Below are 24,046 nucleotides of genomic sequence, written 5' to 3' on the forward strand. Positions count from 1 at the left end.
CGCCGCGGCAGCGAAGGAGGAGAAGCTGGTGCCGCATGATGCCGATGAGTCTATGCACAACTCCCCCAGCCCGTCGAACCGGGGGTCTCGACGGGCGAGACACAGAGAGTGACAGGGCTGTTGCTGAGGATGTTCTGAGGATTCCGGGTGTGCGGCCGGGTCCGATGCAAGGATGGCCGGATGACGCCCCGGGTGCTGGTGGTCGAGGACGCGGAGCCGATCCGGACCGCGGTCGGCATCGCCCTGGCCGAGGCCGGGTACGACGTCCGTACGCGGCCGGACGGTGAAGGTCTCGAGCGGGAGCTGGCCGAGTACGACCCGGACCTGATCCTGCTCGACGTGATGCTGCCCGGCCGCGACGGGTTCGAACTGTTGACCGTGGCCCGTGAGACGTCGAACGCCGGCGTCATCCTGCTGACGGCCCGCGACGCCGTCGGCGATCGCCTGCACGGCCTGCGCACCGGTGCGGACGATTACGTGGTCAAACCGTTCGTTCTTGCGGAGCTGATCGCGCGCGTGGAGGCCGTACTGCGCCGGATGGGCCGCCTCCGTACCGTCCTGGCCGTCGGTGACCTCGAGGTGGACGTCGAGGCTCAGGTGGTACGTCGCGGTGGGACGGCGATCGAGTTGACGGCGACCGAGTTCAAGCTGCTCGCGTTCCTGGCCGGCCGCGCGGAGAAGGTTGTCGGCAAGACCCAGCTGCTGACCGCGGTCTGGGGGTACGACGACTACGCGGACAATCTGGTCGAGGTGTATGTCAGCGGTCTGCGTCGCAAGCTCGAGGTGCACGGTCCACGGCTGCTGCACACCGTCCGCGGCTCCGGGTACGTGTTGCGATCGTGAGCGGCCTGCGGACGGCGTCGCTGCGCGTCCGGGTGACGCTGACCGCAATCGCCGTACTGCTGGTGGTTCTGCCGGTCACCGGGCTCACGGTGAAGGCGGTGTTCGACGCACAGGCGGAGCGGAGTCTCGACTCGTTGCTGACCGGACGCGCCCAGCTGGCCCAGCAGCTCGCGCGCCAGAACGTTGCTCCCGGCAACTTGGTACGGCGGGTCGAGGCGAACGGTGTCCGGGTGACGCTGACGCTGCGGAACGGGCGGCAGTTCGGGGCGCCTCCGCTCGAGGCCGGCGGGACGGTTCGTCAGGTACGGGCGACGTTGCAGGCGGGACAGCAGAGCAAGGGTGCGGCGTTGTTGCTGTCCGCTGATACCGGGCTGCTCGCCGATGCGAGCGCCCGGCTGCGAACTGTTTTGCTGTTGTCCGGTGCGGCGGCGATTCTGATCACGGCGCTCGCGCTGGTGATCGGTATGCGGTTCGCGCTGGCGCCACTCGATGCGATGACCGGGCTGGCGCGCTCGATCGCGGCCGGCCGACGGGGTGGCCGGCTGCAGCCCGAACGCGAGCACACCGAACTCGGCCGTACCGCCGCCGCCTTCGACGAAATGCTCGACGCCCTGGAGGGCGCCGAAGGCACGGCGAGAACGGCGGAAGCCGCCGCCCGAAAGTCCGCGGAGACCGCGCGCCGATCCGAGGAGGCCGCCCGAGGCTCCGAGGACGTCGCGCGGCGGTCGGAGGACCGGATGCGGGAGTTTGTCGCGGATGCGGCGCACGAGTTGCGTACGCCGGTTGCAGGGTTGCAAACCGCCGCCGAGACGTTGATCCAGCTGGGTCCCTCGGCGTCCTCCGCCCAACGCGAGGAACTCGAACTCCTCCTCGTCCGCGAGTCCCGCCGCGCCGGCACCCTCGTCAACGATCTCCTCGAACTCAGCCGCATCGACGCCGGCCTCCAACTCCACCTCGCCCCAGTGGACCTCCGCGCGCTCGCCGACGCGCAGGCCGCCCGCCTGCGCCTGACAGCACCCGACGTCACCGTCGACATCCAAGGCGAAGCCACTGTCACCGCCGACCCCGACCGCCTGACCCAAGTCCTAACCAACCTCGTAGACAACGCCCGCCAAGCCGGAGCCCACGCCGTACACATCACAATCACCACCACTGGCCCCGAGGGCACCGCCGACACCCCGAGCACTCCGGCCATCAGCCGGCATCTCGGCGGGGAGGCGGTCGGTGATCCGCGCGGGTCAATCCCGGTCGTCGCGAGTGTGCTGGTTGAGGACGACGGACCCGGTGTACCGCCGGCCGCCCGCGAGCGCATCTTCGACCGGCTCGTCCACGGTCCGCACAGCAAAGGCGCCGGCCTGGGCCTCGCAATCGCCCGCGGTGTGGCCCGAGCCCATGGCGGCGACCTCACCGTCACCGACCGCGCCGACGGCCGGCCCGGCGCCGCGTTCTGTCTCGCCGTCCCGATCCGCACCTAACAACGGGTAGAGGTACCGCCGCCCCGCACGACGCACGCTCAGCTGCGCCGAACGAGACGCGTTGCAGCGCACCACTACCCGTCCTTCGGTACGCCGATCACCTCGCACAGAACCCACGGCTCAGGTGTGGAGCAGTCCGTCGATGGTGGTGCTGTGTCCGGCGAGGATCTTGCCCGGATCGGCCCCTAGTACCCCGTGCAGAACCGTGGCGTAAACATCGCGGAAGTCGGTGGTGGACTTCAGATCGCCGTTCGAGAGATCAGTCAGACTGGGCTGCTCCCCATAGAACCCGCCGGAGACCTTCTCGCCAAGCAGGAACACCGGCCCCGCCGTGCCGTGGTCGGTCCCGTCGCTCCCGTTCGCCTGCACCCGCCGGCCGAACTCCGAATACACCAGTACGACAGCGTTCTTCCCGCGGTCCGTCTTCTGCATCCGCTGCACGAACGGCGTCAGCGCTCCGTCCAACTCCGTCAGCAATCGTTGCTGCGTACCACGCTCGTCAGCATGCGTGTCGAATCCACCGAGCGACGCCGAGTACGCCCGCGTCGGTACGCCGGCCTCGACCAGCCCGGCGATCAGTTCGAGCTGCGCGCCGAGCTGTGACGTACCGCCCGCCGACGCACCCTTCGTACGTTCCTCGTCGTCGGAGTCCTCTTGTTCGTGACCGCTCCGCACTGCCTTACCCAGTACGTTGGCCGCGTTCTGCAAGTCCAGCACAGACTTCGCCGCCCGGGCCTGCCAAGGACCCTCGCCCGGACTCGGTTTCCCCAGCGCCGCGTACGCGGTTCCAACTGCACCCTTCGGCAACGCCAACCCGCGCAACGGCAGCGATGCAGCGGCTGCGGTCTCGCCCGCGAGCAAGGGCGGCAGCGTCGGATCGACCGATACCGCGCGGAGCGGGTCGGCGCCGGTTGCGTCGAGCCAGCGCCCGAGCCATCCGCTCGGGACCGGCGACTTCGGCGACGCGGTCTGCCAGATCGCCATCGACCGGAAGTGGCTGCGATCCGGGTCCGGGTAACCGACGCCGCGGACAACCGCCAGCCGCTTGTCGTCCCAGAACCCTTTCAGGCCTTTCATTCCCGGATTCAGCCCGAGCCCCTCACCGAGGTCCAGAACATCGTCCTCGCCGTACGCAAGATCCGGCCGAGCCTTCTGGTATGCCGGGTCCGCCGCAGGGACGACCGTGTTGAGTCCGTCGTTGCCGCCGTACAGGGTGATCACGACCAGCACCGACTGATCACTCGGCAGCGGATCAACCACGGCTGCTGCCATCAGCTCCGACCAGTCCACCTGCGTCGCACCGACAGCCAACGCCCCGGCCGCCGTCACCCCACTCAGCGTCAGGAACCGCCGCCTCGTCAGATTGTCCACAATTCCTCCTGCTTCATGAGATCGGAAGGCCCCTCGGCCGGGCGCTGGGTTGTCAACGCATGGGCCAGACACCACCTAGCCGCTGACGACGTATTCGGGAGCACAGGCCGCGACGGCTGTCAGTTGTGCGGGGTCCTTCAGGGCGGCGAGGGCCGACCGGGTTCGCTCGGTCCAGTTGTCGACACCGAGCAATGCGCCGACGGCGGCGAGCCGATCCGTCGCATTGTCGACAGTCGACAGGTCGGCCTTCTTCGCCAACTGCTGCGCGAGTTGCAGACGGGTCACCCCGGACGAGGTCGTCAGCCAGCTCGCACCAGCCGGCCAGCCGCCAACGCTGGGCGGGCGGTACGGGAGCTGACCCATCCCGCGCAGCCCGGCGAGCAGCTTCGTCTGCTCCTTCTCGTCGAGCTTCCCGGGGTGGAGGCCAAGCGCCCGCAGCAGTCCGACCGTCCACTCGACGGGCTGCTTGACCAGGCTCGACGCGGGATCTTTGAAACCCGGCTCGGCAACCATTGCCGTCAGCAACGACCTCACGTCACGACTGCTGCCGTACGCCGCGCTCAGCCGGGCGATCGTTGCGGTCGGCGGCGGCGTGGCGGACACCAGCCGGAACCACAACCGCCCGACGACGAAGCCGGCCGACGCGGGCTGTGTGAGCGTGAGCGCCGCGAACCCCTTCGCGTCGAAGTCCCCGCTCTTGCCGAGCACGGTCTTCGTCCCGGAGTCGAAGCGCCGGCGCTGGAACGTCGCGCCCTTCGCACCCAGCGCCCAGCCCGTCAGGCAACGCGCGCCCTGCTGGACGTCGGCCTCCTGGTAGTGCCCGATGCCGAGCGTGAACAGCTCCATGAACTCGCGGGCCAGGTTCTCGTTCGGCGAGCCCTTGCGGTTTCGTTGACCGTCCAACCAGCGGATCATCGCATTGTCGACAATCATCGCCTGGGCGAGGTTGCCGAACCGGCCGAGGGCGAGGCGGCGCTGGGTCTGGTTCTGCGCCAGCATCCAGGCGGCGTTGCGGACCTTCTGGTTGCTGGTCGCGAAGTGCCCGTGCCAGAACCAGGTCAGCCGCTCCCCTGCCGTCCGGCTCGCCACCATCCGGTCCAGCCACCAGACCGTCAGCTTCCGCTCCTGGGCCGCCCGCTCCCGACGAGCAGCCTTCTTGGCATCCGCATCCCGCTCGGCTCCACCCTGCTCGCTCGCGTTCGGGTTTCGTTTGGTGGTCTTCGGGGTTTGATTCTTGGGCTTGGACGGAGGTTCCAGGCCGGTCGGTGGGGCGATGGCGGCAGCTGCCGCATCGGTGGTGGGACCGAGCAGGCGGCGGACGGTCGCCTCGACGCCGGCCTCCAGGTCACCCGGCGCCGGGCCGAACCCCAGCCGGTCGTTCAGCCGCCGGACGACGGCCCTCTCGCTGATCTCGGTCATGCCCCGATGGTTTCCAGCATCCGGCCACCAGACCAGGATCCGCCGGCTTTCCTCAGCCGATCCACAGCTCCCAGCCGTCCACCCCCACCAGCCGCAGCCAGAGCCAGAACGGAGCCGGAGGAGCGGACGGACGTGGAGTAGACAGCGTCTATTCCGATCCGGTAGACACTGTCTACATGATCGCTCTTGGGTTGCTGACGGCCTCCGCCTGCTGTCACGCCGCGTGGAACCTGCTGGTGAAGCGCGGCAGCCTGGGCGGCCCGGCGTTCGTCTGGATGTGCAGCCTCCTGACGCTTCCCGTCGCGGTCGTGCTGCTCGTGCTCAGTTGGCCGACGGAGGCGTGGTGGGCCGGGCTGATCAGCATGGCTCTGCACACGACGTACGCCGTGACGCTGCAGAAGGCGTACGCACTGGGCGACTTCACAACGGTCTACCCGGTCAGCCGCGCGACCGCGCCGCTCCTCGTAACTGTGCCGACCCTGCTGTGGTCGACGACGAGTCCACAGGTCATCGCGGGCGCCGCCTTGACGCTGCTGGGCGTGCTGATGATGGATCGCCGCCGCTCCAGGCGGCCGGCACAGGGGGTCCTGCTCGGGCTGCTCGTCGCCAGTTGCACGGCGGCGTACACGCTCTGGGACGGGTTCGCCGTCACCACACTGCACGTCGAGCTGCCTGCGTACCTCGCGATCTCCAACGTCGCGCAGATCGTCCTGTTGTCAACAATCGTCCGCGACCATCGGCAGGCGTTGACCCAATGGCGCCAGGCGTGGCCCGTCGCCGTGCTGATGCCGGCCAGCTACGGCCTGGTGCTGCTGGCGTTGTCGTTCGCACCGGTCGGAGCGGTGGCGGTGGGACGGACGCTGAACGTCGTAATCGGCGGCGTGCTGGGCGCGCTCGTGCTGCGCGAACGCCCGCACTTCGCAGCCCTGGCCGTGGTGGTGGCCGGCGTACTTCTGGTGAGTATCTGAGCTGAGCACCGAATGGTTCACCGAGGTCGAAACCTTCCTTGTGTTCAAGCGAACTTGAACTCCTACGGTGCTGGCATGACGCCTCCTGCTGTCCGGATCGCCCGCCCCAGCACCGACCTGGTCGCCACCGGCGGGACGGTCGTCCCGGCCCGCAATCCGTACTGGGACACCTGGGGCGTGACGATCGCCGATCCGGACTCGTACCGGCTGGTGCTGTGCAGCAGGTCGTGGAGCAACCTGCTTGCGTTCAAGAGCGCTTGAATCTTTAAGCTTCGCTCCATGACCGAAACTCTTCTCGACCGGATCGGGACCCACGGGCTCGGTGTCCTGGTGACCATCAAGCGCGACGGCCGGCCGCAACTGTCCAACGTGACCTATGTGTTCGACGGGACCCTGGTGCGGGTCTCGCTCACCGACGACCGCGCGAAGACCAGGAACCTGCGCCGCGACCCGCGCGCCAGCCTGTACGTCGACGGGCCGGGCGGCCGGTCGTACGTCGTCCTCGAGGGGAAGGCCGACCTGAGCCCGGTGGCAGCGGCTCCGGACGACGACGTGGTCGAGGACCTGGTCGACTACTACCGGATCGCCACCGGCGAGCACCCCGACTGGGACGAGTACCGCGCGGTGATGGTCAGCGACAACCGCCTGATGTTCTCGATGACCGTCGATCACGCGTACGGGATGCCTAGTGTCCCGCAAGCTACATCGCGTACGGGACACTAGGCCGTAGCGACCGCTTCCCGATCAGCCGCCGTCGCAGGTGAAGGCGACCGGGTCGCCCGAGCGGTCTCGCGGTAACGCCGCGGCGCGACGCCGTTGATCCGTTTGAACGCGTTGCTGAACGCACTGTCGGACGTGTAGCCGAGCGAGTGTGCGAGCGCCGACAGCGGCGTGTCTTCGTCCCGCAGTGCTCGCTCGGCCAGGCGCATCCGCCAGTTCGTCAGGTACGTCAGCGGAGGGACGCCTGCGACAGTACGGAAGCGTTCGGCGAACGTCGTCCGCGACATGGCGGCCGCCTGCGCGAGCTCGTCGAGTTGCCACGCCCGGCCGGGCTGGTCGTGCAGGAGATGGAGCGCCGGGGCGATGCGTTCGTCGGCGATCGCGCGCAGCCAGCCGACCGGGAGCGACTCCGCCTCGGCGAGGCAGGCGCGCAGCGACTCGAGGAACAGCAGGTGCGCGAGATCGTCGGCGGCAAGGCTCGCGCCCGGGCCCGCGGTCGAGGTCTCGCGCAGCAGCCGGTCGAGCAGCCAGCGGAAGGTCGGGGCGCGCTCGTCGGCGGCCCGGAGGTGGATCACCGGCGGCAGCGCGCGCATCAGAAGCTCTTCGCCGGTCCGGTTCAGAGAGACGTGCCCGCCGACGCCGACGACCCTCACACCGACACCCGTCTCGGCACCACTGCCGAACCGCGCAACCGAACCACCAAGTCCACCAAGTCCACCAAGTCCACCAGGATCTCCGAAAGCGGTGATCGCGTCGCCGATCGGTACCGCGTCGGAGTTGCCTTTCACGAAGCCGTGGCGGCCGTCGAAGAGCACCACGTCACCCGCCTCCAACTCGAGGCGCCCGGTCGCGAGGTCGTCGTCGAAGTCGACCCAGCAGCTGCCTTCGACCACCGCACTGAACTTGAGCCGCTGCGACGCCGGATACCGCAACGCCCACTCCCCGATCGCCACGAACCCCCGCGACGCGTGGCAGTGCGCTTCTGTCAGAGCCAGCGTGTCGGTCAACGGATCCGCCATATCCGTACTGTCGCGCAAGTCATCGGCACTTTCAAGCATTCTGCGTACGGATCACCCGGCCTACCGTCGAAGACATGCAAACACCACTAGGTTCCGGATTCACCGCCGCCAGCACCACGAACGACGTCCTCGAAGGCATCGACCTCCACGGAAGGATCGCGATCGTCACCGGCGGGTACTCCGGTCTGGGCAAGGAGACCGTCCGCGCGCTCCGAGCCGCCGGCGCCGACGTCGTCGTACCCGCCCGTGATGTCGTGCGCGCAGCCGACCAACTGAAGGACATCGGCGGGATCGAGATCGAGGAGCTGGACCTGCTGGATCCGACGAGCATCGACGCGTTCGCAAGGCGGTTCCTGGACACGAAGCGGCCGCTGCACATCCTGGTCAACAGCGCCGGGATCATGGCGAACCCGCTGACCCGGGACGCGCGCGGCTACGAGTCGCAGTTCGCGACGAACCATCTCGGCCATTTCCAGCTGACCACACGGTTGCTCCCGGCGTTGCGGCAGGCCGGTAGCGCACGCGTGGTGGCGGTGTCGTCGCGCGGGCACCGGTACGGGGCGGTCGACTTCGACGACCCGAACTTCGAGCACCGCGAGTACGCGCCGTACCCGGCGTACGGGCAGTCGAAGACCGCGAACGTCCTGTTCGCCGTTGAGCTGGACGAACGCGAGCGGGCCAACGGGATCCGTGCGTTCGCGGTGCATCCGGGCAGCATCATCACGCACCTGGCCCGGTACTCCGATCGCGAAGTCCTGCGTGCGGGCGGGTTCCTGGACGAGAACTACGAGCCGATCATCGACCCGGCGCGCGGGCTGAAGACCGCCGAACAGGGTGCGGCGACACAGGTGTGGTGCGCGACCAGTCCACAGCTCGACGGGCACGGCGGGGTGTACTGCGAGGATGTCGACATCGCGTCGGTGCACACGTCCGACGTACCGGACGCCGACGTGCTCGCGGTGACGCCGGGAGCATTCGGTGTACTGCCGTACGCGATCGACCGGGACAACGCGCGCCGGCTCTGGAAGCTGAGCGAGGAGCTCGTGACCGAGAACCGCGGATAAACCAGATGCGGTAACCACGCGTCCCGATGGACCCTGTGGGCGTGAAGATCACCAAACTGTCCCCCGACGACGAGGTCGGATGCGCCGAAGCCGTTGCCGTGGACTCGGCCGGCTGGAAGCTGGACTGCCCGGAGATCGTCCAGCACACGCCGCGGACGTTCGCGAACATGCTGCGGTACGGCTGGGATCTCGAACCCCCGCAGGCCTATCTGGCCCGCGACGGCGGCGCGGCCGTCGGCGTTCTGACCATCAGCGTGCCGGAGTACGACAACACCAACCAGACCTGGATCGACCTCAAGGTCCATCCCGACCATCGCAGCCGCGGGATCGGGTCGGCGCTGGTCGAGTACGGCGAGCAGGTGACCCGGGACCTCGGCCGGACCATGATCGGCCTCGGCGGGATCGACCTGCCGAAGGCGGACGCGTTCGCGCGCCGGCATGCGTTCGTGCAGAAGGCGGTCGAGGTCAACCGGCGTCAGGACCTGGCCGGGCTCGACTGGGATCTGGTACAGCGGATGTACGACGAGTCGCTGGCGGCCGCGTCGGCGTACGAGCTCCTGCACCTGACCGGGGCGCTGCCCGACGACCTGCTCGAGGGCATGGTCGCGGTCACCGGCTCGATCAACGACGCGCCGAAGGACGACCTCGACGTGGAGGACGACGTGTTCAGCCCGGAGCGGCTGCGCGCGTACGAGGAGGCGCAGCAGAAGAGCGATCGCACGACGTACCGGGTGGTCGCCCGGCACAAGGCCACCGGTGAACTGGCCGGCCACACGGTGATCGCGGTCGAGCGCGAACGCCCGCACCTCGGCGAGCAGCACGACACGGCGGTCTCCCGCGACCACCGCGGTCACCGGCTGGGTGCACTGCTCAAGTCTGCGATGCTGCTGTGGCTGCGTACGGAAGAGCCGGGACTGACCCGGATCGACACCTGGAACGCCGAGTCCAACGACCACATGATCGGGATCAACGAGGCCCTGAACTACCGGATCGTGGCGCGCTTCCTGGACTACCAGAAGACGCTCTAAACCGCCTCGACGATCGTCACCTTCATCTCGTTCGACAGGGTGAAGCCGAGCGAGTTGTAGAGCCGGATCGCGGCCGCGTTGGTGCCGCCGGTGTGCAGGAACGGAGTCCGGGCCGTCGCCGTGATGTCCGCGGCGACGGCCCGGATCAGCCGGGTCGCGAGGCCCTGACCGCGGGCCGACGGGTGCGTGCAGACCGCGCTGATCTCGGTGTGGCCGGGCAGGCTGAACCGGGTGCCGGCCATCGCGATCAGCTCACCCTCGCGACGGATCCCGAGGTACGTCCCGAGCTCGACGGTACGGCTGCGGAACGGGCCCGGATCGGTCAGCGCGACCAGCGCGAGCATCTCCGGTACGTCGTCGACGCCGAGCACCACCGCTTCCGGATCCGCGGCGGGCAGGTCGTCCGGAGCGACGAACTGGACCAGGTCGAAGACCCTGTCGATCTTGATCCCGTCCGGCACCTCGAACTCGGGCCGCATCATCGCCCCCGGCCCGCCGGACCGGAGCAGCTCGGCCGCATCCGCCCAGTCGGCGTCGGTCAGCTCGTCGGGCATACCGAGGAACGGCGCCACCGCAGCCGGGTAGCGCCGGGCGTTGCCGCGCACCTCCGCGAAGGACGCGTGCGGGCCGGTCAGCGCCCCGAACACGGGATTGAGCAGCACGGGATCGGTGAGCATCAGAATCCCAGTTTGCGGAGGTTCTTCGCGTCTGTCTGCCAGTTTTTGGCGATCTTGACGTGCAGGTCCAGGTACACCGGAGTACCGAGCAGGGCCTCGATCTGCTTCCGGGCGGCGGCACCGACCTCGCGCAGGCGTGCGCCCTTGTGGCCGATCACGATGCCCTTCTGGCTCTCCCGCTCGAGGAAGATGTTCGCGTACACGTCCAGCAGCGGCTTGTCCTCGGGCCGGTCCTCGCGCAGGTTCATCTCGTCGATGGTGACCGCGATCGAGTGCGGGAGCTCGTCGCGGACGCCCTCCAGCGCGGCCTCGCGGATCAGCTCGGCGACCAGCGTCTCCTCCGGCTCGTCGGTGATGTCGCCGTCCGGGTACAGCGCGAACCCCTCCGGCAGCAGCTTCACCAGCTCGTCGGCGACCACGTCGACCTGGAAGCCGGACGTCGCGGAGACCGGGATCACCGCGGCCCACTCGATCCCGGCCGACTCCCCGAGCGCCTGGATCTCGGCGAGGTGCTCGACCATCCGCTCCGGCGCGACCAGGTCCGCCTTGGTGGCCAGCGCGACCTTCGGGGTCTTCGCGACCTTCGCCGCCTCGCTCACCAGGAACCGGTCGCCGGGGCCGATCTTGTCGCTCGCCGGCAGGCAGACCGCGATCACGTCGACCTCGGCCCAGGTCGTCTTCACCAGGTCGTTCAGCCGCTCGCCGAGCAGGGTCCGCGGCTTGTGCAGCCCGGGCGTGTCGACCAGGATCAGCTGCGCGTCCGGCCGGTGCACGATGCCGCGGACGGCGTGCCGGGTGGTCTGCGGCTTCGACGACGTGATCACGATCTTCTGGCCGACGAGCGCATTGGTCAGCGTGGACTTGCCCGCGTTCGGCCGGCCGACGAAACAGGCGAAACCGGCCTTGAAGTTCTCAGGTGTTGACGACATCGCGGACCTCTCCGTTGCCGGCGGCATGGACGACCGGAATGTTGGCGCCGGCGAAGTGCCGGACGACGTTCACCTCGACCGACTCGGCCTCGGTGACCACTGCCGCCGCCTCCAGGCCCTTCACTCCGGACGACAGCGCCATCGCGACCGCGAGCTGCAGCGCGGTCAGCTCGACGGTGTCGAGGCCGACCGTGCAGGCGGCGTACGTCCGCCCGTCGGTGTCCCGGACGGCCGCACCCTCGAGAGCGTGGGTACGGGCGCGCGCGGCGCGGGCGAGCGTGACGAGTTTGGCGTCCTCGGCGGACAGGTCTGACAACAGAACTCCAAAGGTGACGACAGGGTGTGGTGGGTCAGGCGTGCTGGTGGTTCTGGTCCTGCGGCGCCGGGGTGGGTTCGTCCCGGCGTACCAGAACGGTACCTACCTGGTTCCGGCGGCCGGACGGCCGCTCCGCGGTGAGGGACAGGCCCTCGATCCCGACCTGGGCGCCGGGGATCGGCACCTTGCCGAGCAGCTTCGCCATCAGACCGCCGACGGTGTCGACGTCGTCGTCGTCCAGCGGGACGCCGAACAGCTCGCCGAGCTCGTCGATCGGCAGCCGGCTGGAGACCCGGTACGCCCCGTCGGACAGCTGCTGCACCGAGTCCGGGTCCTCGTCGTACTCGTCGGTGATCTCGCCGACGATCTCCTCCAGGATGTCCTCGATCGCCACCAGGCCGGCCGTACCGCCGTACTCGTCGACGACGATCGCCAGATGCATCCGGGCGGCCTGCATCTCGCGGAGCAGCTCATCGGCGGGCTTGGAGTCCGGAACGTACATGCACGGCCGCATCACCGACTCGACCCGCTCGGTCGATTCGGCGTTGGCATTGTCGTAGACCCGGCGCATCACGTCCTTGAGGTAGACGACGCCGAGGATGTCGTCCAGCGACTCGCCGATCACCGGGATCCGGGAGAAGCCCGAGCGCAGCGCCAGCGAGGTGAGCTGACGGAGCTTCTTGTGCTTCTCGATGTAGACCATGTCGGTCCGCGGCACCATCACCTCGCGGACGATGGTGTCGCCGAGCTCGAAGACCGAGTGGATCATCTGCCGCTCGCCGGACTCGATCACCGCGGACTTCTCCGCGTAGTCGACCAGCGCGCGCAGCTCGGCCTCGGTCGCGAACGGTCCCTCGGCGAACCCCTTGCCCGGGGTGAGCGCATTGCCGATCATGATCAGCAGCTTCGGCAGCGGCCCGAGGATCCGGGTCACCGCCATCACCGGTCCCGCGGACAGGATCGCGAACCGGTCCGAATGCTGCCGGCCGAGCGTCCGTGGCGCGACCCCGATGATCACGTACGAGACCAGGACCATCACCACCGCGGTGATCAGGATGTGCTCCCAGGTCACCTCGAGAGCGCCCGACAGCGCCTGCGCGACCAGCACGATCGCCGTGATCTCGCAGATCAGCCGGAGCAGCAGCAGCGAGTTCAGGTACCGCGGGGCGTCGGACAGTAGGTCGCGCAGCCGAACCGCGCGCTGGTTGCCCAGCTCGACCTGCTCGTTCGCGCGGACCGCCGAGTACGACGACAACGCTGCCTCGGCGCCGGCGAACAACCCGGCCAGCAGAACGAGCACCGCAGCCACAACCAGCAGAACCAGGTCGTGGTAGGTCATCAGGAAATCACGCCTCGAGCCTATTTCCAGGGGCGCGCCATGCTTCCAGCAGGCGGCCCTGGATGTCCCACATCTCCGCCTTCTCGGCGGGTTCCGCGTGGTCGTAGCCGAGCAGGTGCAGGATGCCGTGCACCGTCAGCAGCTCCAGCTCGGCCCACGTACCATGACCGGCCTTGGCGCCCTGTGCGGCGGCCACCGTCGGGCACAGGGCGATGTCGCCCAGGTGCCCGAGCGGCAGGTCGTCGTCCGCGTCGCCGTCCGACCCGGGCCGCAGCTCGTCCATCGGCCACGACATCACGTCGGTCGGACCCGGAAGGTCCAGGAACTCGACGTGATACCGCGCCATGGTGTCCTCGTCGACCAGCTTGATCGACAGCTCACACTCCGGGTGCAGCTTCAGCGACGACATCACGAACCGGCTGAGCCGCATCAGTCCGTGCGCGTCGATCTCGACCCCGGACTCGTTGTTGACCTCGACGTTCATCGGTGAGTTTCAGCACTGCCTTCGTAGTTTTCGTACGCCGACACGATCCGGCCGACCAGCTTGTGCCGGACCACGTCATGCGATGTCAACCGGCAGAATGCCAGATCCTGCACGCCCTCGAGAATTCCCTGCACCACCCGGAGCCCGGAATTCGTCCCGTTCGGCAGGTCGACCTGCGTGACGTCGCCGGTGACGACCATCTTCGAACCGAAGCCGAGCCGGGTGAGGAACATCTTCATCTGCTCGGGCGAGGTGTTCTGCGCCTCGTCCAGGATGATGTAGGCGTCGTTCAGCGTCCGGCCGCGCATGTAGGCCAGCGGCGCGATCTCGATCGTGCCGGCCGTCATCAGCCGCGGGATGGACTCCGGGTCGAGCATGTCGTGCAGCGCGTCGTAGAGCGGCCGCAGGTACGGGTCGATCTTCTCCGACAGGGTGCCGGGCAGGAACCCGAGCCGCTCGCCGGCCTCGACGGCCGGCCGGGTCAGGATGATCCGGGTGACCTCCTTGGCCTGCAGCGCCTGGACCGCCTTGGCGACCGCCAGGTAGGTCTTTCCGGTACCGGCCGGGCCGATGCCGAACACGATCGTGTTCTTGTCGATCGCGTCCACGTAGCGCTTCTGGTTCAGCGTCTTCGGCCGGATCGTCCGGCCGCGGCTGGACAGGATGTTCTGGGTCAGTACGTCGGCCGGGCTCTCGGCCGTCGCCTGCTTGATCATCGCGATGCTGCGCTCGACGGAGTCGGCGGTCAGCCCGTGACCGGTGCGCACGACGGCGATCAGCTCGTCGATCAGCCGCTCGGCCAGCGCCAGCTCGGCCGGCTCACCGGCGAACGTGATCTCGTTGCCGCGGACCATGATGTCGGCCGCGAACTCCTTCTCGACGATCCGGAGGAACTCGTCCCGGGCCCCGAGCAGCGCCACCATGTTGATGCTGTTCGGCACGACGATCTTGTGCGACGCCTGCGTGGTGGTGCCTGCACCTGGAACCGCACCGTTGCGGTGCGCCTCCGGTTCGATACTGCGTGGCCTGGACAGGCTCTTCCTCCTGAGTACTGGTGATGGAGCCTCCATGCTAGCCGTCCAGTCCCACACCCTCACGTGTAATTCCCCGGGACACTCCTCCGGGAGGCCGCTCGCCCGGGACCACAGGCGCCGGACGGGCGGCCGGGTTCGGGGTCAGGACGCCGGCCAGGCGCTTGATCTCGTCGGCCTCGCGGCCGGGCCGGAGCACGCCGTGCTCGAGTGCCAGCCGGCGATTGCGCTCGAGCGTCCACGCCTGCGTGGGGTGCAGATTGACGGTCACACCGGACGGCGACGGACGCAGCAGCGGCGCCAACTCGTTGCGCCGGGCCCGATCCGCCGCCTCCGGCGCGAGGCCGCGGCTGAGTTCGGAGCTGCGCAGCAGCCGGTACGTCGCCTCGGTCGCGGCCCGGGTGGATCCGGATGTCGCCGGCGGCTTGTCGAACTCGTCGGAGTGGGTGTTCCGGCCGTCGTCGACCCCGACCGCGTGCACGGGCGTGAAGACGTGCAGCGATTGCACCGGCGCGGCGGGATCACCGTCGTACACCGAGTCGGCGCGCCAGGCATGCGCTCCGGAATAGCTGTCCTGCAAGGCGTGTGCGGCGGCGCCGAGGTGCCGGAAGCCGTCCTCGGCGGAGGCGTGCGCGAGCTGCTCGTACACGTACTCGACGTTGGTCTGCAGGTTGTCCCAGCCCTTGCGGAACGGGTCCGCCATGAAGTGCTCGCGCTGTGCGTCCGGATTCGCGTACGCCGAGTGCGCCGTAGGGCCGAGGCCCGCGTACGGCACGGACCTGCCGGAGCCGGCGAAGTTGTCGATCAGGCCGGCACCGAGCGGACGGTCCTGGTGCGCCTGCGCCTTGTCGAGCGCCGCGGCGTACTCCTGCTGACCGAGACCGCGGATCATCCCGTCCGTAGCGAGCTCCGCGTACAGCCGCGCGACCGCCGCGTACGTGATGTCGTGATGGCCCGACCACTCGCCGTCACCGCGTTGCTTCACACCACCAGGTTGCCACCGAATCGGGCCAGGCCTGTTGTCAACCTGGGACGAGGTCTTTGCGTCGTCTTTTCGTGGCACAACCGGCCGTGGTGTACGAAGAGTGCGTGACACATGAGTCCTCGTGGGATGCCGACGAGGCGCTGACGGCTGTCTACACCGCGCACTACACCTCGCTCGTCCGCCTCGGCGCGCTGCTGCTGCGCGACACCGGTACGGCGGAGGAGATCGTCCAGGACGCGTTCGTCGCGATGCACGGCCGGTGGCACCGGCTGCGCGATCCGCACAAGGCGCTCGCGTACCTGCGGACCGCGGTGGTGAACCGCTGCCGGTCCCGCCAGCGGCACCTGGTGGTGGTCGACAAGCACCTGCCGAAGTCGCTGCCCGACGCGCCGAGCGCCGAACAGGCCGTCCTGCGGACCGTGGAGACCGACCGGGTCATCGAGGCGATGCGGAACCTGCCCGAGAAGCAGCGCACCGTGATGGTGCTGCGGTACTACGGTGACCTCTCGGAGGCCGAGATCGCCGACACGATGGGCATCAGCCGGGGGTCCGTGAAGAGCCACGCCGCGCGCGCGACCAAGTCGCTGCGCCAGCACCTGGAGCAGAGCCTATGAACGACGAGCGTCCAGCAGATCCGTTCGACGAGCTGATGCGACGGTCCCTCCGCGAGGAGGCGGACCGGATCGAGCCGTCCGACGCGCTGCCGGAGATCCGCGTCCGCGCGCACGCCCAGCGGCCGTCCCGCCGCCGCCCCTGGCTCGTGACCGCCGGGGTGGCCGCGGTCGGTACCGCCGCCGCGATCAGCGCCTTCACCGTGTTCAACGGCTCGACCCCCACCGCGAACGACGGCGACGCGGTCGCCGGTCCTGGTACGACGGCGACCGCATCCGGCGTACCGAAGACCCCGCCGCCCACCGTGATGAGCGCCGAACCGTCCCCGGTGCCGACCGACGCCGTGAAGACCGCAGCACCGACGGTCCACACCCAGCCGGAGCAGACCGTCCGCAACGCGCTGGTCCCGGTCTACTGGCTCGGCACGCAGATCGGCGCACCGAAGCGGCAGGCCACGCGGCTGTACCGCACCTGGACCAAGGTCACCGGCCATCCGGCCGAGCAGGCGGTTCGGGTGATGACGACGCGGCAGCCGGAGGACCCGGACTACTTCTCGGTCTGGCGTGGCGCAGCGGTGAACAGCGTGACCCGTACCGACGACGCGGTGACGGTCGACTTCAAGCAGTTGCCGAAGGCAAGGCTCACCGCGGACGACGCGCGGGTCGCGACGCAGCAACTCGTCTACACCGTGCAGGGCGCGCTGAAGGACTACCAGACCCCGGTCCAGGTCACCGAAGGCGGACGGCCCGTGGCACGGCTGTTCGGTCAGGTCGACGCCACCGAGCCGTTGGGCCGCGCTCAGGCGGCCGACGTACAGGCGCTGGTCTGGATCGACTCGCCGTCCGAGGCACAGGCGCTGGAGCCGAGAGTCACCGTGCAGGGGGTGGCCGCGGCCGACGAGGCGGTCGTCAACTACGAGGCGGTGAACCTGAAGACCAAACAGGTCCAGAAGAGCTTCGCGAAGACGTCCGAGGGCCAGACCTTCGCGCCGTACTCGTTCCAGCTGAAGTTGAGCCCGGGGCCGTGGGAGATCAGCGTCTACCTGGTCTCCGCGGCCGACGGCAGCATCACCAACACCGACAGCAAGTCGGTCCTGGTCAAATAGCAGTCAAGGCAGGCTCAGTCGTCGTCGCGGTCGATCGTGGCTGAGAGCAGGCCTGGGAACGCCGAGTCGAACTCTGACCGGCGCAGGCGATTCAGCCGGCGGGCGCCCTCGTCGCGTTGCTCGATGAGGCCGGCAGCCCGCAGTACGGAGAAGTGGTGGCTGGCGGTTGCCTTCTTCACCGGAAGGTCGAACGTGCCGCACGCACGGGTCCACTCGTCGTGGACCGCCAGGTCACGGAGGATCGAACGCCGCACCGGGTCAGCGAGCGCGTCCAGCGCCGCCTGCAACGGCACCTCGGCCGGGTCGACATGCGTGAGCGAGCGCGCTCTGGTGGACTCGACAGCCATGGTTCGTTCCTCGTGTTCGGTGCCTGTCTAACAGACTACCGCCACCGCGAAGTGGCCAAGAGCGCAGCGGCCGCAGCGACGCCGGCGGTCGACGTCCGCAGGACCGTATCGCCGAGGCGGATCGGGGTGGCGCCGAACGTCTCCAGCTCGCCCGGAGCGATGCCGCCCTCCGGGCCGATCACCAACACGATGTCGCCGGTTGCCGGGAGGTCGAGCGATGCCAGCGGGACGGTGGCTTCCTCGTGCAGTACGACGGGCAGCGCGGCGCCCGCGAGCAACTCGGCGACCTCGGCTGTGGTGGCGAGCGGCGCGACCTCCGCGAACCAGATCCGCCGCGACTGCTTGCTCGCCTCGAACGCCCAAGCCTGCCACTTCGCGAGCAGCTTCTGCACGCGCTCCGGGTTCGCCCGGAACTGACTGCGCTCCGCGTTCCAGGGCACGATCACGTCGACGCCGACCTCGGTCAGCATCTCCACCGCGAGCTCGGCTCGCTCCCCCTTCGGCACCGCCTGCACCACGACCACCCGCGGTGCTGCGGCCTCGACCGTGCCGCGTTCGTCGACCGCGACCGTGACACCGGTCTTCGACGCCGCGACGACAGGCCCTTCGGCCCAGCGCCCGCGCCCGTCCGTCAGGCGGATCCGTTCACCGGCAGCGATTCGGCGTACGACCGCGGCATGCCGGCCCTCCGCGCCGTCCAGCACCAGCTCGTCGCCGTCGAGTTCCGGGGCGAAGAACACCGCGACCCCCACCTACCGAACACCCCCGCCCAACCCACCAGCTCCGAGGTTGACCGCTGAGCTGGTGGGTTGCCGTACCCACATCCCACCGCCCAACCCACCACGTCCGCGGTCAACCGCCGAGCCGGTGGGATCGGCCCCAGAGTGGGGCTTAGCCGCTGAGCTGGTGGGATCGGGCCCAGGGTGGGGGGTGGCCGCTGAGATGGTGGGGGACGGGTCGGAGGTGGGCATCTAGTGCGCGCCGAAGGCGTTGCGGAGCCGGCCGAAGACGCCGCTCTTGTGCGTTGCCTGGACCTGGCCCTGCGGGCGCTCCTCGTCGCGGGCGGCGGCGAGCCGGCGGAGCAGCTCGGCCTGGTCGTCGTCGAGCTTGGTCGGCGTCTCGACGATCACCTGCACGATGAGGTCACCACGACCGGCGTGCCGCAACCGCGGTACGCCGCGAGCGGTCAGCGTCTGCGTCGTACCGGACTGGGTGCCGGGACGGATCTCGAGCGGAGTCGTCTCGCCCTCGAGCGTCGGCAGGTCGATCGTCGTACCGAGCGCGGCCGCGGTCATCGGCAGCGTGACCGTGCAGTGCAGGTCGTCGCCGCTGCGGGTGAAGATGTCGTGCGGCTCGACCTCGATCTCGACGTACAGGTCGCCGGCCGGGCCGCCGCCGGGGCCGACCTCGCCCTGGCCGGACAGCTGCACGCGGGTGCCGCTGTCGACGCCGCCGGGGATCTTCACCGTGACCGTACGGCGCGAACGGACGCGACCGTCGCCGGCGCACTCGACGCACGGGCTCGGGATCGTGGTGCCGTAGCCGCGGCAGTTCGGGCAGGGGCGCATCGTCCGCACCTCGCCGAGGAACGACCGCTGCGTGTGCGTCACCTCGCCGCGCCCGTGGCAGATCTCGCAGGTGACCGGCTCGGAGCCGGCGGCCGCGCCGGATCCGCTACAGGTCGGGCAGAGTACGGCGGTGTCGACCTTGAGCTCGCGCGTCGTACCGAAGGCAGCCTCGGCCAGGTCGATCCGCAGCGGGATCAACGCGTCCTGACCGCGCCGGGTGCGCGGCCGCGGACCACGGGTCGCGCCGCCGGTCTGGCCGAAGAACGCGTCCATGATGTCGGTGAACGTGAACGCCTGCCCGAAGCCTTGCCCGCCCGCGGCGCCGCCCGCGGAGGCGAACGGGTCGCCGCCGAGGTCGTGCATCTGCCGCTTCTGCGGGTCGCTGAGCACCTGGAACGCGCGCCCGATCTCCTGGAACTTCTGGTGCGCGTCCTCGGAGTCGTTCACATCCGGGTGGTACTGGCGCGCCAGCTTGCGGTACGCCTTCTTGATCTCGTCCGGTGACGCGTCACGGCTGACACCTAGGACGGCGTAGTAATCGGTGCTCATACTCCAGACCAGGGGGTTGTAATCGTCATGATTCAGCCAGGATCTGACTGACGTAGCGGGCGACGGCTCGTACGGCGCCCATCGTGCTCGGGTAGTCCATGTGGGTCGGCCCGACGATGCCGAGGGTGGCGAGCACCTCCGACTTCGACCCGTACCCGGTCGCGACCACCGAGGTGGTGGCCAGTTCCTCGAACGGGTTCTCGTGGCCGATCCGGACCGTCAGGGTCTGCGGGTTCGTCGCCTCGCCGAGCAGCTTGAGCAGGATGACGTGCTCCTCCAGCGCCTCCAGCACCGGCTTCACGTTCCGCTCGAAGTCGTCGCCGTACCGGGTCAGGTTGGCGGCGCCGCCGACCGCGATCCGCTGCTCGCCGACCTCATCGGTGAACGTCTCGAACAGCGTGGTGACGATCGACGCGACGAGCGAACGGTCGGTCGGCGCGAACAGCTCGGGCACGCCGGCCAGCACCGTCGCGGCGTCGGTCAGACGCTGCCCGGTGAGGGCGGTGTTCAGCCGCGAACGCAGGTCCGCGATCAGCTGCTCGTCGACGTCCTGCGGGTGCTCGACGATCCGCTGCTCGACCCGGCCGTTGCTGGTGATCAGCACCAGCAGCAGCCTGCGCGGGCCCATCGTGACGACCTCGATGTGCCGCACGCTCGACCGGTTCAGCGACGGGTACTGCACGATGGCGACCTGGCGGGTGATCTGCGCGAGCAGCCGGACGGTCCGGCGGACCACGTCGTCGAGGTCCACCGCACCGGCCAGGAAGGACGTGATCGCCTTCTTCTCCGCCGTCGACAGCGTCTTGACCGTGCTCAGCTTGTCCACGAACAGCCGGTAGCCGGCGTCGGTCGGGATCCGGCCGGCGCTGGTGTGCGGCTGGGTGATGTACCCCTCCTCCTCCAGCGCCGCCATGTCGTTACGCACGGTAGCCGGGGAGACACCAAGGTTGTGCCGGTCGACCAGTGCCTTCGACCCGATGGGCTCGTGGGTCGCGACGTAGTCCTCGACGATGGCGCGGAGCACATCCAGCTTGCGGTCGTCCAGCACGCGCACCACCCTTTCAGACCCTTGGCACTCAGTCGTTCAGAGTGCCAGTCTAGGCGGTCTCGGGTGAGGCTCCCAACGGAACGGGCGCGGGACGCGTCACTGTACTCGCCACATCAAGGGGCTGATCCTGTACGGCGGAGTCGATGAACGACTCCAGTACGTCGAGCACGTGGTACGCCAACTCCCCCGACGCCCGGTGCGGATCGCCGGTGCGTACCGCCCGGGCCATGTCCGCGACACCGACCCCGCGGCCGGCTCCGGCGTACCCGCCCGCGACCGGCACCTCGGTCCACTCGCGCTGCTCCGGGGTGACGATCTCGACGGTCCCGTCGAACCCGTTCGGGTCCGGCACGGACAGGCTGCCGTCCGTCCCGTGGACCTCGATCCGCGGCAGCCGCCCGGCCCAGACGTCGAACGACATCAGCACGGTGGTCAGGGCGCCCGACTCGTGCTCCAGTACGCCGGTGACGTGCGTCGGCACCTCTACGTCGAAGACGGTCCCGGCGCGAGGGCCGGTGTGGATCGTCCGCTGCTGCTTCGCCCGGCCGGCGCGGGCGGTGACCCGGACGACCGGCCCGAGCAGCGTGACCAGGCTGGTGACGTAGTACGGGCCCATGTCGAGCACCGGGCCGCCGCCTGGCTTGTAGTAGAACTCAGGAGCCGGGTGCCACAGTTCGTGGCCGGGGGTGACCATGAACGCGGTCGCGGCGTGCGGCGTACCGATGTCGCCGCGGTCGATCACCGCACGCGCCGTCTGGGTCCCGGTGCCGAGGACCGTGTCCGGCGCACAGCCGATCCGCAGGTCGTTGGCGGCGGCGTACTTCAGCAGCGGCTCCGCCTCGGCGCGGTCCATCGCCAGCGGCTTCTCGCCGTACACGTTCTTGCCCGCCGCAAGCGCGGCCTGGTGCACGGCGGCGTGGGCCGCGGGGATCGTCAGATTGACGACAATCTCAATGTCGTCAGCCGCATACAGGTCCTCGGGCGAGAGCGCGCGGATCGCCGGGTTCTTGTCGGCAATCGCCTGCGCGCGCGGCAGGTCCAGGTCCGCGACGGCGACCACGTCGACGCCGGGCAGCTTGGCCAGGTGGTCCAGGTACGTACCGGAGATGACGCCCGTACCGACGATGCCGACCTTGGTCAGCGGGCCGGTCACTTGCTCGCCCACAGCAGCCCCCGCTCGATGATCGTCTTGACCTCGGGCGTCTCCAGGTCGTCGAGCTTGTGGCCGACCGTGCAGACGAAGACCTTGCCCTCGCCCCAGGTGCGGGTCCAGACGACCGGCATCACGGCGCCCTCGATCCACGGGTAGTCCGGGTGCGACGCGAAGGTCGTGGTCGCCAGGACGTTGTTGGTCGGGTCGTAGTGGACGTAGTACTGCTCGGTGTGCACGTCGAAGTGCTCGATACCGTCGACAATCGGATCGTCGGCCTTCGCCGGAACGATGTCGACGCGATAGTCGGTGTACCCGTGTGGGTGCGAGATGAACTGCCCGCCGGTGATGAAGCTGTAGTCCGAGTTCTTGCGGAACGAGTCCGCGATCCCGCCGTGCCAGCCGGCGAACCCGGTACCGCGCCGGATCGCGGCCTCCAGCCCCTTGAAGTGGTCGGGCTCGATCTCGCTCATCGTCACGCACTGCAGCACCAGGTCGACGCCGTCCAGGTCGAGGTAGGCCGCCGTCGTGTCGGAGACCGTGACCTCGAAGCCGTTCTCCTTCAGGTACGGGATGAACAGGTCGGTCGCCTCGACCGGCGAATGCCCTTCCCAGCCACCCCGGACCACCACCGCGCGTCGTGTCGTCACACCGGCCACCCTTCGAAAGTTTCGGAGATCCGATCGGAACAGTTGCGAGCCTAGGTCGCCAGCAGTCGGCTTGCCAACAGCTAATCTCGGCGCATGGGCTGGAAGTTCTGGAAGCGGGCGAACCCGATGGATCCGCAGGAGTTGCTGGCGCGCGGCCATTCGCAGCCGAACAGCTTCCCCGAGCGCCTGCAGGACGCCTCGATGAACCCTCCGCCGGGCTCGCCACAGGACTCGCTGCCGGTGGGTTCGTTCGGGCTGACGATCGAGGATGTGTTCTCGATCACCGGCCGCGGAACGGTGGTGACCGGCCGGGTACAGACCGGGACGGTGACGGTCGGCGAGCAGGTGCTGATCAGCCGGGCCGGGCAGCCGCTGGCGCAGGTCGAGGTGACCGGCGTCGAGATGTTCCGCAAGATCGTCCGCACCGCGACCGCCGGCGACAACGTCGGGCTGCTGCTGCGCGGCGTCAAGCGGGACCAGGTCGCGAGAGGCGATGTGGTCAGCAAGTAGTGTCGAGCGCATGAGTTGGACCGAGCTCGGCGACCGCACCTGGGTTCGCCGGTACGACGAATGGGACCTGAACGTCGGCCTGGTCGTCGGCAGCGACGGCGCACTGGTGATCGACACCCGCGCCACCACCGAGGAGGCCGAGCAGCTCCGCGAGCACATCCGCGAGCTCACCGACCTGGACGTGCAGTGGGTCGTCAACACCCACGCGCACTTCGACCATGTCAACGGCAACAGCGTCTTCGCCGGCGCGGAGGTCCACCTGCACGAGAACGCCGCCGCCGAGGAGAAGCTCGCCGGTACGACGTTCGCGACCGCAAAGGTCATCGACCTCGGCGACCGGCGCGTGGAGCTGCTGTACGTCGGCAACGCGCACACGTCGGGCGACACGGTGGTGGCCGTACCGGACGTGAACGTGTTCTTCGTCGGTGACCTGCTTGAGGAGTCGGCGCCGCCGTCGTACGGCGAGGACTCGTTCCCGCTGGAATGGCCGGACACGATCCAGGCCGTGGTCGGGATGATGCCGCAGAGCGCGCAGATCGTCCCGGGCCACGGCGCGGTCGTCGACATCGAGTTCGCCCACGACCAGGCGATCGAGCTGGGCAAGGTCGCGAACACGATCTCCGCGCTGCACCACGCCGGCACGTCCCTGGACGACGCGCTCAAGAGCACCGAGGACTGGCCGTGGCCGGTCGACAAGCTCCAGGACGCGATCCGCCGCGGCTACCAGGTTCTCGGCCCGCCCCAGCGCCCCACCCTCCCGCTACTCGGTCCCGGATAACCCTCTTTCGGTAGTTGTCCGTTGACATCGGGTCATCGGGTCGCGCAACTTGTTCGGAACG

Annotated in this window: 27 protein-coding genes; 11 read left to right on the forward strand and 16 right to left on the reverse strand. The window is 69.1% G+C overall.

Annotated elements, in window-relative coordinates; genetic code table 11:
* Positions 1-180: 180 nt before the first annotated feature.
* Positions 181-843 (forward strand): response regulator transcription factor, encoded by a 663-nt coding sequence (locus ACGFI6_RS01080; RefSeq protein WP_393114178.1) that lies wholly within the window; start codon positions 181-183, stop codon positions 841-843.
* Entirely contained in the window at positions 840-2,318 is a 1,479-nt protein-coding gene (locus tag ACGFI6_RS01085) for an ATP-binding protein (RefSeq protein WP_393114181.1), read from the forward strand. The genes ACGFI6_RS01080 and ACGFI6_RS01085 overlap by 4 nt, the downstream gene beginning before the upstream one ends.
* A gap of 120 nt (positions 2,319-2,438) precedes the next feature.
* Here ACGFI6_RS01085 and ACGFI6_RS01090 read toward each other — a convergent pair whose 3' ends face one another.
* Complete coding sequence (locus ACGFI6_RS01090) at positions 2,439-3,689, reverse strand: DUF1501 domain-containing protein (RefSeq protein ID WP_393114184.1); 1,251 nt, start codon at positions 3,687-3,689, stop codon at positions 2,439-2,441.
* A gap of 75 nt (positions 3,690-3,764) precedes the next feature.
* Positions 3,765-5,108 carry a DUF1800 family protein gene (locus ACGFI6_RS01095; RefSeq protein WP_393114185.1) on the reverse strand — a complete coding sequence of 448 codons (1,344 nt, stop codon included), beginning with the start codon at positions 5,106-5,108 and terminating at the stop codon, positions 3,765-3,767.
* Positions 5,109-5,284: 176 nt separating this feature from the next.
* Here ACGFI6_RS01095 and ACGFI6_RS01100 point away from each other — a divergent pair, with 176 nt between their 5' ends.
* From ACGFI6_RS01100 to ACGFI6_RS01110, 3 genes are all read left to right on the forward strand, one after another.
* Positions 5,285-6,076, forward strand: a complete 792-nt coding sequence (locus ACGFI6_RS01100) for a hypothetical protein (RefSeq protein ID WP_393114187.1) — start codon at positions 5,285-5,287, stop codon at positions 6,074-6,076.
* A 75-nt stretch (positions 6,077-6,151) separates the two neighbouring features.
* Entirely contained in the window at positions 6,152-6,337 is a 186-nt protein-coding gene (locus ACGFI6_RS01105; RefSeq protein ID WP_393114189.1) for a hypothetical protein, read from the forward strand.
* Positions 6,338-6,355: 18 nt separating this feature from the next.
* A complete protein-coding gene (locus ACGFI6_RS01110) occupies positions 6,356-6,799 on the forward strand; it encodes a PPOX class F420-dependent oxidoreductase (protein WP_393114191.1) in 444 nt (147 codons plus the stop codon).
* Here the strand turns inward: ACGFI6_RS01110 and ACGFI6_RS01115 are convergent.
* Entirely contained in the window at positions 6,796-7,815 is a 1,020-nt protein-coding gene (locus tag ACGFI6_RS01115; protein ID WP_393114193.1) for an AraC family transcriptional regulator, read from the reverse strand. The two genes, ACGFI6_RS01110 and ACGFI6_RS01115, sit on opposite strands and share 4 nt — an antisense overlap.
* A 74-nt stretch (positions 7,816-7,889) precedes the next feature.
* Here ACGFI6_RS01115 and ACGFI6_RS01120 point away from each other — a divergent pair, with 74 nt between their 5' ends.
* Positions 7,890-8,879, forward strand: coding sequence for an oxidoreductase (locus tag ACGFI6_RS01120; RefSeq protein WP_393114196.1), 990 nt, complete (start codon positions 7,890-7,892; stop codon positions 8,877-8,879).
* 41 nt (positions 8,880-8,920) lie between these two features.
* Positions 8,921-9,907 (forward strand): GNAT family N-acetyltransferase, encoded by a 987-nt coding sequence (locus ACGFI6_RS01125; protein WP_393114198.1) that lies wholly within the window; start codon positions 8,921-8,923, stop codon positions 9,905-9,907.
* On the opposite strand, the gene ACGFI6_RS01130 is transcribed toward ACGFI6_RS01125, so the two are convergent.
* From ACGFI6_RS01130 to ACGFI6_RS01160, 7 genes are all read right to left on the reverse strand, one after another.
* On the reverse strand, positions 9,904-10,584 hold the full coding sequence (locus ACGFI6_RS01130; protein WP_393114201.1) for a GNAT family N-acetyltransferase: 681 nt from the start codon (positions 10,582-10,584) through the stop codon (positions 9,904-9,906). The genes ACGFI6_RS01125 and ACGFI6_RS01130 overlap by 4 nt on opposite strands.
* Positions 10,584-11,513 (reverse strand): GTPase Era, encoded by a 930-nt coding sequence (gene era / locus ACGFI6_RS01135; protein ID WP_393114203.1) that lies wholly within the window; start codon positions 11,511-11,513, stop codon positions 10,584-10,586. The genes ACGFI6_RS01130 and era overlap by 1 nt, the downstream gene beginning before the upstream one ends.
* The gene (locus ACGFI6_RS01140; protein WP_393115735.1) at positions 11,497-11,832 is read right to left on the reverse strand and encodes a cytidine deaminase; all 336 of its coding nucleotides are present in this window, start codon (positions 11,830-11,832) and stop codon (positions 11,497-11,499) included. Before ACGFI6_RS01140 ends, era begins: the two co-directional genes overlap by 17 nt.
* A 31-nt stretch (positions 11,833-11,863) precedes the next feature.
* Complete coding sequence (locus ACGFI6_RS01145; protein ID WP_393114205.1) at positions 11,864-13,168, reverse strand: hemolysin family protein; 1,305 nt, start codon at positions 13,166-13,168, stop codon at positions 11,864-11,866.
* A gap of 7 nt (positions 13,169-13,175) precedes the next feature.
* On the reverse strand, positions 13,176-13,652 hold the full coding sequence (gene ybeY / locus ACGFI6_RS01150) for an rRNA maturation RNase YbeY (protein WP_393114207.1): 477 nt from the start codon (positions 13,650-13,652) through the stop codon (positions 13,176-13,178).
* On the reverse strand, positions 13,649-14,575 hold the full coding sequence (locus ACGFI6_RS01155) for a PhoH family protein (RefSeq protein ID WP_393115736.1): 927 nt from the start codon (positions 14,573-14,575) through the stop codon (positions 13,649-13,651). The genes ybeY and ACGFI6_RS01155 overlap by 4 nt, the downstream gene beginning before the upstream one ends.
* Positions 14,576-14,723: 148 nt before the next feature.
* Complete coding sequence (locus ACGFI6_RS01160) at positions 14,724-15,668, reverse strand: hypothetical protein (RefSeq protein WP_393114209.1); 945 nt, start codon at positions 15,666-15,668, stop codon at positions 14,724-14,726.
* 104 nt (positions 15,669-15,772) lie between these two features.
* Here ACGFI6_RS01160 and ACGFI6_RS01165 point away from each other — a divergent pair, with 104 nt between their 5' ends.
* Both ACGFI6_RS01165 and ACGFI6_RS01170 read left to right on the forward strand, forming a co-directional pair.
* Entirely contained in the window at positions 15,773-16,282 is a 510-nt protein-coding gene (locus tag ACGFI6_RS01165) for a SigE family RNA polymerase sigma factor (RefSeq protein ID WP_393114211.1), read from the forward strand.
* Entirely contained in the window at positions 16,279-17,385 is a 1,107-nt protein-coding gene (locus tag ACGFI6_RS01170; protein ID WP_393114212.1) for a Gmad2 immunoglobulin-like domain-containing protein, read from the forward strand. Before ACGFI6_RS01165 ends, ACGFI6_RS01170 begins: the two co-directional genes overlap by 4 nt.
* Positions 17,386-17,399: 14 nt before the next feature.
* Here the strand turns inward: ACGFI6_RS01170 and ACGFI6_RS01175 are convergent, their stop codons facing one another.
* From ACGFI6_RS01175 to ACGFI6_RS01200, 6 genes are all read right to left on the reverse strand, one after another.
* Positions 17,400-17,732 (reverse strand): ArsR/SmtB family transcription factor, encoded by a 333-nt coding sequence (locus ACGFI6_RS01175; RefSeq protein WP_393114214.1) that lies wholly within the window; start codon positions 17,730-17,732, stop codon positions 17,400-17,402.
* Between the two features lie 35 nt (positions 17,733-17,767).
* The gene (locus ACGFI6_RS01180; protein WP_393114216.1) at positions 17,768-18,484 is read right to left on the reverse strand and encodes a 16S rRNA (uracil(1498)-N(3))-methyltransferase; all 717 of its coding nucleotides are present in this window, start codon (positions 18,482-18,484) and stop codon (positions 17,768-17,770) included.
* 219 nt (positions 18,485-18,703) lie between these two features.
* Complete coding sequence (gene dnaJ, locus ACGFI6_RS01185) at positions 18,704-19,849, reverse strand: molecular chaperone DnaJ (RefSeq protein ID WP_393114218.1); 1,146 nt, start codon at positions 19,847-19,849, stop codon at positions 18,704-18,706.
* Between the two features lie 25 nt (positions 19,850-19,874).
* On the reverse strand, positions 19,875-20,897 hold the full coding sequence (gene hrcA, locus ACGFI6_RS01190) for a heat-inducible transcriptional repressor HrcA (RefSeq protein ID WP_393114219.1): 1,023 nt from the start codon (positions 20,895-20,897) through the stop codon (positions 19,875-19,877).
* Positions 20,898-20,946: 49 nt separating this feature from the next.
* Positions 20,947-22,062, reverse strand: a complete 1,116-nt coding sequence (locus ACGFI6_RS01195) for a Gfo/Idh/MocA family protein (RefSeq protein WP_393114221.1) — start codon at positions 22,060-22,062, stop codon at positions 20,947-20,949.
* Positions 22,047-22,697 (reverse strand): ThuA domain-containing protein, encoded by a 651-nt coding sequence (locus tag ACGFI6_RS01200; protein ID WP_393114223.1) that lies wholly within the window; start codon positions 22,695-22,697, stop codon positions 22,047-22,049. The genes ACGFI6_RS01195 and ACGFI6_RS01200 overlap by 16 nt, the downstream gene beginning before the upstream one ends.
* A 93-nt stretch (positions 22,698-22,790) precedes the next feature.
* Here ACGFI6_RS01200 and ACGFI6_RS01205 point away from each other — a divergent pair, with 93 nt between their 5' ends.
* Positions 22,791-23,207 carry an EF-Tu/IF-2/RF-3 family GTPase gene (locus ACGFI6_RS01205; RefSeq protein ID WP_393114225.1) on the forward strand — a complete coding sequence of 139 codons (417 nt, stop codon included), beginning with the start codon at positions 22,791-22,793 and terminating at the stop codon, positions 23,205-23,207.
* A gap of 10 nt (positions 23,208-23,217) precedes the next feature.
* The gene (locus ACGFI6_RS01210) at positions 23,218-23,985 is read left to right on the forward strand and encodes an MBL fold metallo-hydrolase (RefSeq protein ID WP_393114227.1); all 768 of its coding nucleotides are present in this window, start codon (positions 23,218-23,220) and stop codon (positions 23,983-23,985) included.
* Positions 23,986-24,046 lie beyond the last annotated feature (61 nt).

Origin of the sequence: Kribbella sp. NPDC048928 (genome assembly GCF_043197975.1) — a bacterium.
Lineage (GTDB): Bacteria > Actinomycetota > Actinomycetes > Propionibacteriales > Kribbellaceae > Kribbella.

Bases quoted from the DNA above. Each gene is read 5' to 3' on its own strand.
- ACGFI6_RS01210 (WP_393114227.1), top strand. From the start codon at position 23,218: ATGAGTTGGACCGAGCTCGGCGACCGCACCTGGGTTCGCCGGTACGAC.
- ACGFI6_RS01145 (WP_393114205.1), bottom strand. From the start codon at position 13,168: ATGACCTACCACGACCTGGTTCTGCTGGTTGTGGCTGCGGTGCTCGTT.
- ACGFI6_RS01155 (WP_393115736.1), bottom strand. From the start codon at position 14,575: ATGGTGGCGCTGCTCGGGGCCCGGGACGAGTTCCTCCGGATCGTCGAG.
- ACGFI6_RS01105 (WP_393114189.1), top strand. From the start codon at position 6,152: ATGACGCCTCCTGCTGTCCGGATCGCCCGCCCCAGCACCGACCTGGTC.
- ACGFI6_RS01130 (WP_393114201.1), bottom strand. From the start codon at position 10,584: ATGCTCACCGATCCCGTGCTGCTCAATCCCGTGTTCGGGGCGCTGACC.
- ACGFI6_RS01175 (WP_393114214.1), bottom strand. From the start codon at position 17,732: ATGGCTGTCGAGTCCACCAGAGCGCGCTCGCTCACGCATGTCGACCCG.
- ACGFI6_RS01095 (WP_393114185.1), bottom strand. From the start codon at position 5,108: ATGACCGAGATCAGCGAGAGGGCCGTCGTCCGGCGGCTGAACGACCGG.
- ACGFI6_RS01120 (WP_393114196.1), top strand. From the start codon at position 7,890: ATGCAAACACCACTAGGTTCCGGATTCACCGCCGCCAGCACCACGAAC.
- dnaJ (WP_393114218.1), bottom strand. From the start codon at position 19,849: ATGAGCACCGATTACTACGCCGTCCTAGGTGTCAGCCGTGACGCGTCA.
- ACGFI6_RS01080 (WP_393114178.1), top strand. From the start codon at position 181: ATGACGCCCCGGGTGCTGGTGGTCGAGGACGCGGAGCCGATCCGGACC.
- ACGFI6_RS01100 (WP_393114187.1), top strand. From the start codon at position 5,285: ATGATCGCTCTTGGGTTGCTGACGGCCTCCGCCTGCTGTCACGCCGCG.
- ACGFI6_RS01110 (WP_393114191.1), top strand. From the start codon at position 6,356: ATGACCGAAACTCTTCTCGACCGGATCGGGACCCACGGGCTCGGTGTC.
- ACGFI6_RS01170 (WP_393114212.1), top strand. From the start codon at position 16,279: ATGAACGACGAGCGTCCAGCAGATCCGTTCGACGAGCTGATGCGACGG.
- ybeY (WP_393114207.1), bottom strand. From the start codon at position 13,652: ATGAACGTCGAGGTCAACAACGAGTCCGGGGTCGAGATCGACGCGCAC.
- era (WP_393114203.1), bottom strand. From the start codon at position 11,513: ATGTCGTCAACACCTGAGAACTTCAAGGCCGGTTTCGCCTGTTTCGTC.
- ACGFI6_RS01205 (WP_393114225.1), top strand. From the start codon at position 22,791: ATGGGCTGGAAGTTCTGGAAGCGGGCGAACCCGATGGATCCGCAGGAG.
- ACGFI6_RS01115 (WP_393114193.1), bottom strand. From the start codon at position 7,815: ATGGCGGATCCGTTGACCGACACGCTGGCTCTGACAGAAGCGCACTGC.